The following is a 14,870-nucleotide window of genomic DNA, read 5'->3' as shown; positions in this document are numbered from 1 at the left end:
CCCGAGGGAGGGCGGACCGGGGCCCGTCGGCGTACGGCCGGTTACTTCTTCCTGGAGATCCAGTCCAGCGCCTGCTTGGCGACCGTCTCCAGGTACGGCCCGCTCAGCGAGGTGTGGTCCTGGGTGCCGATCGAGGTGTTGGAGACCAGGGCGGTCCGGCCGTCCGGCATCGGCGCGAACCAGCCGCCGCCGCTGGAGCCCTGGGTCATGTTGCAGCCGATGGTGAGCATCGACGGGCGCTTCGGGTCGAAGGAGAGCCGGGTCGGCTTCCCGCCCTCGCACTTGTAGAGCTCCTGGCCGTCGAACGGCTTGAAGAGCGGGTAGCCGACGGCCGAGACGGCGACCTTGTCGCGCGGGGCGTCGAACCAGACCGGGACGGCCGAGCCGACCGTCTCCTCCAGCGACTTGCCGGTGTCGTTCTGGTTGCTCACCCGCATGATCGCGAAGTCGTACTGGCTGGCCGCGTCGCCGGTGCCGCCGCCCTCGACCAGCCACTGCGGCGAGGTCACCACGTCCTTCGCCCACCAGGTGCCGAGCGGTGCGAGCTCGGCCAGCGGGGCCTTCTTGCCGCCGCTGGAGGCGCCGGAGTTGTTGTAGGCCGGCACGAAGACCAGGTCCTTGAAGTACTTGCCGCCCTTGCCCGGGTGGACGCAGTGGCCGGCCGTCCAGACCAGGTTGCTCTTGCCCGGGTGCGCCGGGTCGGCGATCACGGTGGCCGAGCAGTTGCCGCGACCGCCGTCGGCGGAGAAGAAGATCTTCCCGGAGGGCTGCTTGGTGTACGGGCGCGGCACCGGCACGGCCTTGACCACCGGCGGCTCGGGGTCGGTGACCCCGGCGTCGCCGGCCGGCTTGGCGGTGGGCGGCGCCGGGTCGGCCGGCTTGGAGTCGCCCATCTTGTCCGGGTTCCAGAAGTCCTTCACGATCGGGTTGTTGAAGACGTTCTTGGACGCCCACTTGTCCCAGTCGTCGAAGGTCCACTTCGTCAGGTCGTCCCAGCTCTTCGGCAGGCCCTCCAGCAGGCCGCTCGGGAGACCCGTCGGGAGCGTGATGCCGCCGATCGCGCCGCTGCCGCCCCCCGTGGCGGTGGCACTGCCCGTGGCGGGCGGCGGCGCGGCGGTACCCCCGCCGCCGGAGGGCCCGTCCGGGCCGCAGGCGGTGACGGCGAGCAGGGTCCCCGCGGCGAGGGCCGCGGCCACGGCTGACCGGTGGATCACTGGCATGGTGTGCTTCCCCCTGGTAGTTCGGCGTACGGGCGGCGCACCGCCGCCTCGGAGTCTTTCACTGGGCATCAGGACGGCACCGGCCGACCCCCGGGTTCCGGGCGCGGCCGGCGGTCACCGATCTGTGACGTGGACCGGGCGGCCTCGGCGGGGTGGTCCCGCCCGGCTCGTCGGTACGAAGGGCCCTCCCTCCCCCTGAGCGGTGAACAACGGCCGTTCTTCACCCGGACGAGTGAGCCGTTCTTGTGATCACCCGTCAGGGATAGGTAACCCTTACCTGACGCGACGGTGCGAGCGCCCGCCAGTTCCTCTCCACCCCACGCGCGTCGGCATCCCACGCGCCCCAAGGAGCAGCATTGAGCACCGCCCTCACCGGAGCACCGCCCGACGTCCCGTCCGCCACGGCCCCGCCCCTCCCGGTCGCCGTTCCGGCGCCCGCCGCCGCGCCGGTGCCCGCCCCGGCCGCCGCCGCGCCGGCGGTCTCCGTCCCGGTGCCCGCCCCGGCGGTCGAGGGCCGGGCGGACCGGCTGCTCCACCCGGATCCGGCCGTCGCCGCCGAACAGGCGGCCCTGGAGGCCCTGCTGCGTTGCTGGGCCCGCGAGACCGGCGCCACCCCCGGCCCGGACGGGCACCTGCGGATCGCCGTCCTCGGCGGCGCCGCCCGGCTCTCCGCCCCCGTCCGCCACTGGTCGCCGGCCGGCTGGCACCGCTTCGGTCCGGCCACCCTCGCCGCGGGCCCCGGCACCGCCGACGCCCCCGTGGACGCCGTCACCGCCGCCGCCCTGCTCGCCGCGGCGGCAGCCGACCGGCCCGACCCCGGACAGATCGCCGACCTCGCCGCCCGGGTCGCCGACTCGGTGGTCCGCACCGCCGACATCCTCACCCACCACCGGACCACCCCCGCCCCGCCCGCCGGCGGGCCGGAGGGCTCCCGGTTCCTCGCCGCCGAACAGTCCCTCCTGCTCGGCCACCCGATGCACCCCACCCCGAAGAGCCGGGACGGCCTCGGCCCCGCCCAGAGCGCCGCCTACTCGCCGGAACTGCACGGCTCCTTCCAGGTGCACTGGTACGCCGTCGACCGGGAGCTCCTCGCGGCCGGCTCGGCCCTCCCCGAGAGCGTCGACCGGATCACCGCCCGGCTCCTCGGCGACGCCGCCCTGTTGCCGCCCGGCACCGCGGCCCTGCCGCTGCACCCCTGGCAGGCCCGCGAACTGGCACACCGCCCGGCCGTCGCCGCCCTGCTCGCCGAAGGCCGGCTGCACGACCTCGGCCCGGTCGGCGCGGCCTGGTACCCCACCTCCTCGGTCCGCACCGTCTACCGGCCCGGCACCCCCTGGATGCTGAAGCTCTCGCTCGGCCTGCGGATCACCAACTCCCGCCGGGAGAACCTCCGCAAGGAGCTCCACCGCGGCCTGGAGATGCACCGGCTGCTGGAGAGCGGCCTCGGCGCCGAATGGCGGGCCGCCCACCCCGGCTTCGACGTGGTCCGCGACCCCGCGTGGATCGGCGTCGACCACCCGGGCCTGGGCGATCCGGGCGGCCTGGACACCGTGCTCCGCGCCCAGCCCTTCGCGCCCGCCGACCGCGCCTACTGCGTGGCCGGGCTGGTCGCCGAACGGCCGGACGGCACCGCCGCCACGGGGATCGAGGGGATCGCGGGCGCCGCGGCGTCCGCGGCCACCGGGGGCGCCGCCGGGACCGTGCCGTCCCGCCTCGGCGACACCCTGCGCGCCCTCGCCGCCCGCACCGGCCGCCCGCTGCGCACCGTCGCCGCCGAATGGTTCCTGCGCTACCTGGACGCCGTCGTGCTGCCCGTCCTCTGGCTGGACGGACAGGCCGGCATCGCGCTGGAGGCGCACCAGCAGAACAGCCTCGTCCTGCTCGACGCCGACGGCTGGCCGCGCGGCGGCCGCTACCGCGACAACCAGGGCTACTACTACCGGCAGAGCGCCGCCGACCGGCTCACCGCCCGGCTGCCCGGCCTCGGCGCGCAGAGCGACACCTTCCTCGACGACCAGGTGATCGACCACCACTTCGCCTACTACCTGGGCATCAACCACGTCCTCGGCCTGATCGGCGCCCTCGGCTCCCAGCAACTCGCCGACGAGGCCCTGCTGCTGGCCGCGCTGCGCCGGTTCCTCGCCGGACCGGCCGCCGGCGCCACCGGCTCCACGCTGCCCGCGCTGCTGCTGGACGCCCCCACCCTGCCCTGCAAGGCCAACCTGCTCACCCGGCTCAACGGCATGGACGAACTGGTCGGCCCGGTCGCCACCCAGTCCGTCTACGTCGACATCCCCAACCCGGTGGCCGGCGCGTGACGACGCCCGACGACCCGTCCGGCTGGGGTGCCATGCCCACCCCCGCCGGCGAGTTCCGGCTCCGCCCGGTCCGGCTCCCCGCCGACCTAGCGCTGCTCGTCCGCTGGATGAACGACCCCGAGGTCGACGCCTTCTGGGAGCTCGCCGGCCCGCAGGCGGGCACCGAACGGCACGTCCGGGCCCAGCTCGACGGCGACGGGCGCAGCGTGCCCTGCCTCGGCCTGCTCGACGACGCCCCGATGAGTTACTGGGAGGTCTACCGGGCCGACCTCGACCCGCTCGCCGCGCACTACCCCGCCCGGCCGCACGACACCGGCCTCCACCTGCTGCTCGGCCCGGCGGCCAGCCGCGGCCGGGGCCTCGGCGCCACCCTGCTGGCCGCACTGGCCGCCCGTGTCCTGCGGGAACGTCCGCGGTGCGATCGGGTGGTAGCCGAACCCGACGTCCGCAACCGGCGCTCGGTCCGGACCTTCGAACGGGCCGGGTTCCGGCTCGCCGCCGAACTCGACCTGCCCGGCAAACGCGCCGCGCTGATGGTCCGCGACCGGCTCCCGGATCCCACCCTCCGCCTCCCGGACCCCGTCACGTCCCACGGCCCGGACCTCGTCACGTCCCACGGCCCGCACCCCGTCACCTCCGGCGGCCCGGACGCCGCGGCGTCCCGCCCCGCGCCCGGACCCGCACCCCGTCAACCCACGCATCCCGCCTAGGACACCTCCCGACTCATGGACACCCCAGCAGCCCCGCCCGAGCCGTACGACCTGCTCGGCGTCGGCATCGGCCCGTTCAACCTCTCGCTCGCCGCGCTCGCCGAACCCGTGCCCGGCCTGCGCACCCTCTTCTGCGACCAGCGACCGGAGTTCCGCTGGCACCCCGGCATGCTGGTTGACGGTGCGCGGATGCAGGTGCCGTTCCTCGCCGACCTGGTCTCGCTGGCCGACCCGACCAACCCCTGGTCCTTCCTGAACTACCTGCGCGAACAGGACCGGCTCTTCCCGTTCTACTTCACCGAACGCTTCCAGCTCACCCGCCGCGAGTACGACCACTACTGCCGCTGGGCCGCCGGCCGGCTCGCCAACTGCCGCTTCGCCACCGAGGTCACCGCCCTGCACTGGACCGGCGACCGGTACCGCGCCGAACTGCGGGAGACCGCCACCGGCCGGTCGACCACGGTCGAGGCGTACCACCTCGTGCTCGGCGTCGGCACCCGGCCGGTCCGCCCCGAGGCCTTCGCCGCGCTCGACGGCCACCCCGGAGCCTTCCACTCCGCCGACTACCTCGACCGGCGCGACGGGCTGTCCGGGGCCCGGGACATCACCGTGGTCGGCAGCGGCCAGTCCGGTGCCGAGGTCTTCCTCGACCTGCTGCGCCGCCACGACGGCGACGGGGTCCGGCTGCGCTGGCTCACCCGCACCCGGGCGCTCGCGCCGATGGAGTACTCCAAGCTCGGCCTGGAACACTTCACCCCCGACTACACGCGCTACTTCCACGGCCTGCCCGCAGCCGTCCGGGGCGCCCTGGTCGAGGCGCAGTGGCAGCTGCACAAGGCCGCCTCCGCCGAGACCCTCGCCGAGATCCACGACCACCTGTACGAGCGGACCGTGGGCCGGCCGATCGACGCTGCCCCGGTCGACATCACCCCCGGCACCGCCGTCACCGACGCCCGGCCCGGTCCCTGCGGGGGACTCGAACTCCGCTGCCGGCACACCGACTCCGGCGCCGAGCACGTCCTGCGGACCGACGCGGTGGTGCTCGCCACCGGCTACCGCGCCGCCCGCCCCGCCGCCCTCGAACCCCTCTCCCACCTGATCGACTGGGACGAGGACGGCCGCTACCGGGTCGACCTCTCCCACCGGGTGGCCACCCTCCCCGAGGTGACCGGCGGCCTCTACGTGCAGAACGCCGAGCTGCACACCCACGGCGTCGGCACCCCCGACCTCGGGCTCGGCGCCCACCGGGCCGCGGTGATCCTCAACGCCGTGACCGGCCGGACCCTCCACCGGTTGCCCGCCCGCACCGCCTGGACCGGCTTCGCGCCTCCCGTCGGAGCCCGGCTCCCTCCCGCCGGTGACCCCCGCACCGGTGACCCCCGCACCGGCGCCGACCGTGCCCCCGCCGACCGCCTCTCCGCCGACCACGCCCCCGCCGACCACGTCCCCGCCGTCCCCCGACCCCAGGAGCCGACCCGTGCCGCAACCGCCGGCCGCTGAACCGCCGCTGTACCTGCCCCCGCAGCTCACCGCCGGGCACTGGCAGCGGGCCGGCCGCGCGCTGCTGGCCAAGATGCTCGGCGAGTTCGCCTACGAGGAGCTCATCACCCCCGTCGAGACCGGAACCCCGGTCCCGACGGGGGACCGCGCCGGGACGGGGGACCGCGCCGGGACCGGCGCCGGCCGCGACCACCTGCTCAAGCTGCCCGAGGCCGAGTACCGCTTCACCGCCCGGCGCGGCGCCTACGGGAGCTGGCTCGTCGACCCCGCCTCCGTCCGCTGCACCCGGCCCGACGGCCTCGACCCGCTGCGCTTCCTGCCCTACGCCCGGCACGTCCTCGGCCTGCGCGGCGACACCACCGGCCACCTGATCCGTGAACTCACCGCCACCCTGATCGCCGACGCCCACCTCCTCGCCACCGGCCTCACCGCCGCCGAACTCGCGGACCTCGGGCACACCGACCTGGAGGGCCGGCAGGGCGGCCACCCGTGGATCGTCCCGAACAAGGGCCGGATCGGCTTCTCCGCCACCGACGCCGCCCGCTGGGCCCCGGAGGCCCGCACCCCCCGGCCACTGCCCTGGATCGCCGTCCACCGCAGGCTCGCCGAGTACCGCGGCGTCCCCGGCCTGACCGACCCCGAGCAGCTCTACCGGCGCGAGCTGGACGACCCCGCCGCGCTGCGCGCCGCGCTGGGCCCCGACGCCGACGACTACCTGTTGCTGCCGGTCCACCCCTGGCAGTGGGACGAGACCGTCGTCCCGCTCTTCGCCCCCTGGATCGCCTCCGGCGAGATCGTCCCGCTCGCCAGCGACGGCGACCTGCGGCTGCCCCAGCAGTCGATCCGCTCCTTCTTCAACCGGAGCCGTCCCGACCGCTGCACCGTCAAGCTGCCGCTCGCCGTCCTCAACACCCTGGTCTGGCGCGGCCTGCCGACCGAGCGCACCCTGGCCGCGCCCGCCGTCACCGCCTGGATCCACGGACTGCGCGACGCGGACCCGTTCCTGCGCGAGGAGTGCCGGGTGGTGCTCCTCGGCGAGATCGCCTCCGTCACGGTCGACCACCCGCTCTACCGCGAGCTGCCGGAGGCGCCGTACCAGTACAAGGAACTGCTCGGCGCGATCTGGCGCGAACCGCTCGGCCCCGCCCTGGACCCGGGCGAGCACGGCCGCACCCTGGCGGCCCTGCTGCAGACCGGCACCGACGGCCGGGCGCTCGTCGCGGAACTGGTCGCCCGCTCCGGGCTCACCCCCGCCGAGTGGACCGGCCGGCTGTTCGCCGCGATGCTGCCGCCCCTGCTGCACTTCCTCTACCGCTACGGGCTGGTCTTCTCCCCGCACGGCGAGAACGCCATCGTCGTCTTCGACGAGCACGACGTGCCGGCCCGGCTGGCGGTCAAGGACTTCGTCGACGACGTCAACCTGAGCGACCAGGACCTGCCCGAACTCCGGGGCCTGCCCGCCGAGGTGGACTCCGTACTGCTGCGCGAGGACCCTCCGGGCCTCTGCCAGTTCCTGCACTCCGGGCTCTTCATCGGCGTCTACCGGTACCTGGCGCCGCTGCTGGAGGCGCAGGCCGGACTGCCCGAGGCGGAGTTCTGGGCGCTGCTGCGCGCCGAGGTCCTCCGGTACCAGGAGCGCTTCCCCGACCTGGCGGAGCGGTTCGCGCTCTTCGACCTGTTCCTGCCGCGGATCGACCGCCTCTGCCTCAACCGCAACCGGCTGTTGCTGGACGGCTACGGAGACCGCCCGCACCGCCCGCACGCGGCCCGGCACGGCACCGTCCCGAACGCGCTCGCGGAAGGGGGAACGGTGCAGCTGCCCGGCCGACGGGGCCGGATTGTCACCCCCGCCCCGTAGGCTGGGACGGTCATGACGAACGACTCCGAATCCCAGGTCCCCGCCGAGGACGCCGCCGACGGCGTCGACTCCGCGGACACCCCGGACGCCCCGGTCGAGGCCGTCCCCCGGTCCCGCATCCCCGAGCTGCTGCACGCCGCGGTGGCCTCCGTCGGCGGCGTCGAGCGCCCCGGCCAGCTCCGGATGGCCGAGGCCGTGGCCGACGCCGTCGACAACGGCGAACACCTGCTGGTCCAGGCCGGCACCGGCACCGGAAAGTCCCTCGCCTACCTGGTGCCGGCGCTCGCCCACGGGGACCGCGTGGTGGTCGCCACCGCCACGCTGGCGCTCCAGCGCCAGCTGGTCGAACGGGACTTGCCGCGCACCGTGGAGGCCCTGCACCCGGTGCTGCGCCGCCGCCCGCTGTTCGCGATGCTCAAGGGCCGCTCCAACTACCTCTGCCTCCACCGGGCCAACGAGGGCACCCCGGGCGACGAGGGCGAGGGCCTCTTCGACCCGGTGGAGGCCCTGGGCGGCCCCACCGGCAAGCTCGGCCAGGAGGTGCTCCGGCTGCGCGACTGGGCCGACGAGACGGAGACCGGCGACCGGGACGACATGAGCCCCGGCGTCTCCGACAAGGCCTGGGCCCAGCTCGCGGTCACCTCCAAGGAGTGCCTGGGCGCCACCCGCTGCGCGTACGGGCAGGAGTGCTTCGCCGAGAAGGCCCGCGAGCGGGCCAAACTCGCGGACGTGGTGGTCACCAACCACGCGATGCTGGCGATCGACGCCATTGAGGGTGCGCCGGTGCTGCCCGAGCACGAGCTGCTGATCGTCGACGAGGCCCACGAACTGGTCAACCGGGTCACCGGCGCGGCCACCGCCGAGCTCACCGTCGGCGCGGTGAACCGCGCGGTCAAGCGGGCCGCCCGGCTGGCCAACGAGAAGGCGGTGGACGCGCTCCAGGCCGCGGCCGAGAACTACCACGGCCTGATGGAGACCGCCCAGCCCGGTCGGGTCGAGGAACTGCCCGAGTACCTGGCGTACGCGGTCACCGCGATCCGGGACGCCTCCCGGCAGGTGATCACCTCGCTCGGCGAGACCAGGGACAAGGCGCTCACCGACGAGGACGCCGTCCGCAAGCAGGCGATGGCCGCCGCCGAGACGCTGCACGAGACCGCCGACCGGCTGCTCCGGGACTCCGAGTACGACGTGGTCTGGATCGAGCGCAGCGACCGCTTCGGCCTGGGCACCGCCTCGCTGCGGGTCGCCCCGCTGAGCGTCTCCGGACTGCTGCGCGAGGGCCTGTACAAGGAGCGGTCGGTGGTGCTCACCTCGGCCACGCTCAAGCTCGGCGGGGACTTCAACGGCGTCGCCGCGTCGGTCGGCCTGCCGTCCGACGCGCGGCTGCCGGACGCGCGCACGCCGGGCGACAACCCCGCTGCGGCCGGCTCCGGCTCCGGCGCTGCTTCAGGTTCCGGCTCCGAGGACGAGCCGGTGCCGCACTGGCGGGGCATCGACGTCGGCTCGCCGTTCAAGTACCCCAAGCAGGGCATCCTGTACGTCGCCCGGCACCTGGCCGACCCGGGGCGGGACCCGGAACGGCCCGACATGCTGGACGAGCTGACCGAGCTGATCGGCGCTGCGGGCGGGCGGACGCTGGGCCTCTTCTCCTCGATGCGCGGCGCCCAGACGGCCGCCGAGGCGCTGCGGGAGCGGCTCGACAACCGGATCCTGCTCCAGGGGGAGAACACCCTGGGCGAGCTGATCCGCGAGTTCGCCTCGGACGCGACCACCTGCCTGTTCGGCACGCTCTCGCTCTGGCAGGGCGTGGACGTGCCCGGCTCGGCCTGCCAGCTGGTGGTGATGGACCGGATCCCGTTCCCGCGCCCGGACGACCCGCTGATGAGCGCGCGCCAGAAGGACGTCGAACAGCGGGGCGGGAACGGCTTCATGGCCGTCGCGGCCACCCACGCGGCGCTGCTGATGGCGCAGGGCGCGGGCCGGCTGGTGCGCGCGGCGGAGGACCGGGGCGTGGTGGCGGTCCTCGACCCGCGGGTGGAGACCAAGCGGTACGGCAGCTTCTTCCGGTCCTCGATGCCGGAGTTCTGGTACACCACCGACCGCAACCAGGTGCGCCGCTCGCTGGCGGCGATCGATGCCGCTGCGGCCCCGATCAGGCCGGTGGCCGAGCGGGGCTGAGGAGGTCCGCGAAGGGCTGCTCCCGGGGCGCGCCCGTTCCGGGGCGGGGCCCGCGGCTCCCCCGGGGACGACGGAGGGGCTCCGCGCGATGTCGCGTGGAGCCCCTTCCCGTAGGCCGTTCCCGTAGGCCGTTCCCCCGTCGGTTCGTTGGTGCGTCGGCGCGCCGGTCCTTTCGGTCCCGTCGCTCCCGGCCGGTGGTCAGAGTCGGCGGAGGACCGCCACGACCTTGCCCAGGATGGTCGCGTTGTCGCCGTTGATCGGCTCGTACGCGGGGTTGTGCGGCATCAGCCAGATCCGGCCGTCCTCACGCTTGAGACGCTTGACGGTGGCCTCGCCGTCGATCATCGCGGCCACGATGTCGCCGTTCTCGGCGACCGGCTGGCGGCGGACCGTGACCCAGTCGCCGTCGCAGATGGCCGCCTCGATCATCGAGTCGCCGCGCACGGTCAGCGCGAACAGCTCGCCCTCGCCGACCAGCTGGCGCGGCAGCGGGAAGACGTCCTCGACCGTCTGCTCGGCCAGGATCGGCCCGCCGGCGGCGATCCGACCGACCAGCGGGACGTACGAGGTGGACGGTCGGCCGGCCGTCTCGGCGGTGTTCGGGCGGGCCACCTCCACGCCGCGGACCTCGTAGGCGCGCGGGCGGTGCGGGTCGCGCCGGAGGAATCCCTTGCGCTCCAGGGCCATCAGCTGGTGGGCGACCGAGGAGGTGCTGGACAGGCCGACGGCCTGACCGATCTCCCGCATCGACGGCGGGTAGCCCCGGCGCTGGACCGAGTCCCGGATGACCTCGATCACCCGGCGTTGGCGTTCGGTGAGTCCCGCCTCGTCGGTGCGGATCCCGGGAGGTCGGCCGGGCATCGAACGGGTCGGCGCCGGGTGGGCGTCGTCCAGCGCGGGGGAGTGTTCGACCGGCTGGTCCGGAACGCGGCCCACGCCGGAAAGGCCCGGGCCGGAGAGGCGGTGTTCTTCGCTACGGTCCATGCTGATGTCCACACTCTGCTGATTCGTGGTGCGCTGCCCCACCTTGAGCTGGGAGTGTTCCTGCACCGGGATGGTGTTGGTTTCGACGGTGTTCATGGCTGCCCCTCTCGACGGCTGTCCTCTCCCTTTTTCCAGCCCAACGCACCTCGTATCGAAAGGTTGCGCCAAACACACGTTCGAGTGAATTATTCGGGAGTTGGCTGACTCGATCAAGGCTTTGTTGTACATCGATTAAATGTTCGAGCCGAAGTCGGCTCAGGCAGTTTAGTCCGGGCCGACACGCCAGCGCCTCTGGATCCGCCTCAGACCTACATGTAGTGGCTACAGTCCTCTCCGTGACCCAGAACTTGTGGTTGAGACCTCAGGATCGGGTTGCCTCGGGTGCCCCGGGATCGCATAGACTCGACTCAGTCCGCACGTCCTGCCAAGGAGGGATCCTCAGGTGCACTGCCCCTTCTGCCGGCACTCCGACAGCCGTGTCGTCGACAGCCGGACCACCGAGGACGGCAGCTGTATCCGCCGCCGTAGGCAGTGCCCGGACTGCGGCCGCCGTTTCACCACGGTGGAGACCGCCGCCCTGATGGTCATCAAGCGCAGCGGTGTCACCGAGCCGTTCTCCCGGGAGAAGGTCATCTCCGGAGTCCGCAAGGCCTGCCAGGGCCGCCCGGTCACCGAGGACGCTCTCGCCCAGCTCGGCCAGCGGGTCGAGGAGTGCGTGCGCGCCACCGGCAACGCCGAACTCACCACCCATGACGTCGGGCTTGCCATACTCGGCCCGCTCAAGGAGCTCGACGTCGTCGCCTACCTGCGCTTCGCCAGCGTCTACCAGGCGTACGACGGGCTCGAAGACTTCGAGGCCGCCATCGCGGAACTCCGCGCCGAGCAGCCCGTCCCCGCCGCCGCGCCCTAGCGGCCCGGCCCCATCACCGGCCCTTTCCGGGGTCGGCAGCAACCCGACGGCCCCCTTGGGTCGACGTGTGCCCGAAAACGGCGCACAGAACATGACAAAACGTGCACGGCCAGTCGGGGGACCCGCCTGTCCGCGCATCGGAACAGCGAACCGGTCGTGCCCGGATTTTTCGGTGCACTCCGGGCGTTTGCCCAACCAGGAGGAGGAGCGAGAAGTGACAGACACCACGAGCGGTTCCGCACGAGGGTCGAAGTCCGACAGGACCGGGGCCAAGGGTGCCGGCAAGGCGCCCAAGGGCGGCCTTCGGATCGAGCGCATCCACACCACTCCTGGCGTGCACCCCTACGACGAGGTCCGCTGGGAGCGGCGCGACGTCGTCATGACCAACTGGCGCGACGGCTCGATCAACTTCGAGCAGCGCGACGTGGAGTTCCCCGACTCCTGGTCGGTCAACGCCGTGAACATCGTCACGTCCAAGTACTTCCGCGGCGCCGTCGGAACCCCGCAGCGCGAGTGGAGCCTCAAGCAGATCATCGACCGCGTGGTGCTCACCTACCGCGCCGCCGGTGAGAAGAACGGCTACTTCGCCGGCCCGGACGACGCCGAGGTCTTCGAGCACGAGCTGACGTACGCCCTCCTCCACCAGGTGTTCAGCTTCAACTCGCCGGTCTGGTTCAACGTCGGCACCAAGCAGCCCCAGCAGGTCTCCGCCTGCTTCATCCTGGCCGTCGACGACTCCATGGAGTCGATCCTCGACTGGTACAAGGAAGAGGGCATGATCTTCAAGGGCGGCTCCGGCGCCGGCCTCAACCTCTCCCGGATCCGGTCTTCCAAGGAACTGCTCTCCTCCGGCGGCAACGCCTCCGGCCCGGTCTCCTTCATGCGCGGCGCCGACGCCTCCGCCGGCACCATCAAGTCCGGCGGCGCCACCCGCCGCGCGGCCAAGATGGTCGTCCTCGACGTCGACCACCCGGACGTCGAGGCCTTCATCGAGACCAAGGTCAAGGAGGAGGAGAAGATCCGCGCCCTCCGCGACGCGGGCTTCGACATGGACCTCGGCGGGGACGACATCACCTCCGTCCAGTACCAGAACGCCAACAACTCCGTCCGGGTCAACGACGAATTCATGACCGCCGTCGAGAACGGCACCGAATTCGGCCTGCGCGCCCGGATGACCGGCGAGGTCATCGAGACCGTCGACGCGAAGAAGCTCTTCCGCAAGATGGCCGAGGCCGCCTGGGCCTGCGCCGACCCCGGCATCCAGTACGACTCCACCATCAACAGCTGGCACACCTGCCCGGAGTCCGGCCGGATCAACGCGTCCAACCCCTGCTCCGAGTACATGCACCTGGACAACTCAAGCTGCAACCTCGCCTCGCTGAACCTGATGAAGTTCCTCCGCGACGACGACTCCTTCGACGCCGAGCGCTTCGCCAAGGTCGTCGAGCTGGTCATCACCGCGATGGACATCTCCATCTGCTTCGCCGACTTCCCCACCGAGAAGATCGGCGAGACCACCCGCGCCTTCCGCCAGCTCGGCATCGGCTACGCCAACCTCGGCGCCCTGCTGATGGCCACCGGCCACGCGTACGACAGCGAGGGCGGTCGCGCCCTGGCCGGCGCCATCACCTCCCTGATGACCGGCACCGCCTACCGCCGCGGCGCCGAACTCGCCGGCGTCGTCGGCCCGTACGACGGCTACGCCCGCAACGCGGCCCCGCACCAGCGGGTCATGAAGCAGCACGCGGACGCCTCGCTGGCCGCCGTCTCCCGCGACGTCCTCGACGCCCCCGTCTGGGCCGCCGCGAACGAGGCCTGGCAGGACGTCCTCCGGATCGGCGCGCAGAACGGCTTCCGCAACGCCCAGGCCTCGGTGCTCGCCCCGACCGGCACCATCGGCCTGATGATGGACTGCGACACCACCGGCGTGGAGCCCGACCTCGCGCTGGTCAAGTTCAAGAAGCTGGTCGGCGGCGGCTCGATGCAGATCGTCAACGGCACCGTCCCGCGCGCCCTCAAGCGCCTCGGCTACCAGGCCGAGCGGATCGAGGCGATCGTCGCCCACATCTCCGAGCACGGCAACGTGGTCGGCGCGCCCGGCCTGAAGACCGAGCACTACGAGGTCTTCGACTGCGCCATGGGCGAGCGCGTGATCTCGGCCATGGGCCACGTGCGGATGATGGCGGCGATCCAGCCGTGGATCTCCGGTGCCATCTCCAAGACGGTCAACATGCCGGAGGCCGCGACGGTCGAGGAGATCGAGGAGATCTACTTCGAGGCGTGGAAGCTGGGCGTCAAGGCGCTCGCCATCTACCGCGACAACTGCAAGGTCGGCCAGCCGCTCTCGGCCAAGACGAAGTCCGGGGACCAGGTCAAGGCCGACCAGGCCCCGGCCGCCGCCGCGGTGGAGAGGGTCGTCGAGTACCGCCCGGTCCGCAAGCGCCTGCCCAAGGGCCGCCCGGGCATCACCACCTCCTTCACGGTCGGTGGCGCCGAGGGCTACATGACCGCCAACTCGTACCCGGACGACGGCCTCGGCGAGGTCTTCCTGAAGATGTCCAAGCAGGGCTCCACCCTCGCGGGCATGATGGACGCCTTCTCCATCGCCGTCTCGGTCGGCCTCCAGTACGGCGTGCCGCTGGAGACCTACGTCTCGAAGTTCACCAACATGCGCTTCGAGCCGGCCGGCCTGACCGACGACCCGGACGTGCGGATGGCGCAGTCGATCGTCGACTACATCTTCCGTCGCCTGGCGCTCGACTTCCTGCCGTTCGAGACCCGCTCGGCGCTCGGCATCCACTCCGTCGAGGAGCGTCAGCGCCACCTGGACACGGGCTCCTACGAGCCGCTGGAGGCCGAGGAGGAGCTGGACACCGAGTCGCTCGCCCAGTCCGCTCCGGTGCCTCCGGCCCCGGTGGCAAAGCCGGTCGCGGCCGTCGCCCCGGCCGCCAAGGCGAGCCCGGCGCAGGCCCACAACTCGACCGAGCTGATCGAGATCCAGCTGGGCCTCAACGCCGACGCGCCGCTCTGCTTCTCCTGCGGTACCAAGATGCGCCGCGCCGGCAGCTGCTACCTCTGCGAGGGCTGCGGATCCACCAGCGGCTGCAGCTGACACCGGGCGGGGCCGCGTCGGACGCACCATCCGGCGTGACCGAACCCGAGGCGTGATCCTGTGAGGGAGGGGCGCCGGCC

Annotated in this window: 8 protein-coding genes and 1 pseudogene; 7 read left to right on the top strand and 2 right to left on the bottom strand. The window is 72.9% G+C overall.

What is annotated here, in order from left to right:
• Window positions 1-41: 41 nt before the first annotated feature.
• On the bottom strand, window positions 42-1,220 hold the full coding sequence (locus ACFWOG_RS32630) for a trypsin-like serine peptidase (RefSeq protein ID WP_380362739.1): 1,179 nt from the start codon (window positions 1,218-1,220) through the stop codon (window positions 42-44).
• Window positions 1,221-1,576: 356 nt separating this feature from the next.
• Here ACFWOG_RS32630 and ACFWOG_RS32625 point away from each other — a divergent pair, with 356 nt between their 5' ends.
• The 5 genes and pseudogenes from ACFWOG_RS32625 to ACFWOG_RS32605 all read left to right on the top strand — a co-directional run bounded on the left by ACFWOG_RS32625 (window position 1,577) and on the right by ACFWOG_RS32605 (window position 9,784).
• Window positions 1,577-3,538, top strand: a complete 1,962-nt coding sequence (locus tag ACFWOG_RS32625; protein ID WP_380362737.1) for an IucA/IucC family protein — start codon at window positions 1,577-1,579, stop codon at window positions 3,536-3,538.
• Window positions 3,430-4,089 (top strand): annotated as a pseudogene (locus ACFWOG_RS32620) (GNAT family N-acetyltransferase); the annotation flags it as partial. The gene ACFWOG_RS32625 and the pseudogene ACFWOG_RS32620, both read left to right, overlap by 109 nt.
• A 174-nt stretch (window positions 4,090-4,263) precedes the next feature.
• Window positions 4,264-5,748 carry a SidA/IucD/PvdA family monooxygenase gene (locus ACFWOG_RS32615; RefSeq protein ID WP_329949993.1) on the top strand — a complete coding sequence of 495 codons (1,485 nt, stop codon included), beginning with the start codon at window positions 4,264-4,266 and terminating at the stop codon, window positions 5,746-5,748.
• On the top strand, window positions 5,726-7,606 hold the full coding sequence (locus ACFWOG_RS32610; RefSeq protein WP_355400198.1) for an IucA/IucC family siderophore biosynthesis protein: 1,881 nt from the start codon (window positions 5,726-5,728) through the stop codon (window positions 7,604-7,606). Before ACFWOG_RS32615 ends, ACFWOG_RS32610 begins: the two co-directional genes overlap by 23 nt.
• Window positions 7,607-7,618: 12 nt before the next feature.
• Window positions 7,619-9,784 (top strand): ATP-dependent DNA helicase, encoded by a 2,166-nt coding sequence (locus ACFWOG_RS32605; RefSeq protein WP_380362734.1) that lies wholly within the window; start codon window positions 7,619-7,621, stop codon window positions 9,782-9,784.
• A gap of 198 nt (window positions 9,785-9,982) precedes the next feature.
• Here ACFWOG_RS32605 and lexA read toward each other — a convergent pair whose 3' ends face one another.
• A complete protein-coding gene (gene lexA, locus ACFWOG_RS32600) occupies window positions 9,983-10,645 on the bottom strand; it encodes a transcriptional repressor LexA (RefSeq protein WP_224281048.1) in 663 nt (220 codons plus the stop codon).
• A gap of 565 nt (window positions 10,646-11,210) precedes the next feature.
• Here lexA and nrdR point away from each other — a divergent pair.
• Both nrdR and ACFWOG_RS32590 read left to right on the top strand, forming a co-directional pair.
• A complete protein-coding gene (gene nrdR, locus ACFWOG_RS32595; RefSeq protein ID WP_380362732.1) occupies window positions 11,211-11,678 on the top strand; it encodes a transcriptional regulator NrdR in 468 nt (155 codons plus the stop codon).
• Between the two features lie 214 nt (window positions 11,679-11,892).
• Window positions 11,893-14,790, top strand: a complete 2,898-nt coding sequence (locus ACFWOG_RS32590; RefSeq protein ID WP_329949996.1) for a vitamin B12-dependent ribonucleotide reductase — start codon at window positions 11,893-11,895, stop codon at window positions 14,788-14,790.
• Window positions 14,791-14,870 lie beyond the last annotated feature (80 nt).

The sequence above is a fragment of the Kitasatospora sp. NPDC058406 genome, from assembly GCF_042722765.1.
Classification (GTDB): domain Bacteria; phylum Actinomycetota; class Actinomycetes; order Streptomycetales; family Streptomycetaceae; genus Kitasatospora.
The sequence above is the reverse complement of the archived record's forward strand: the minus strand, read 5'-3'. Positions and strand labels throughout refer to the sequence as shown.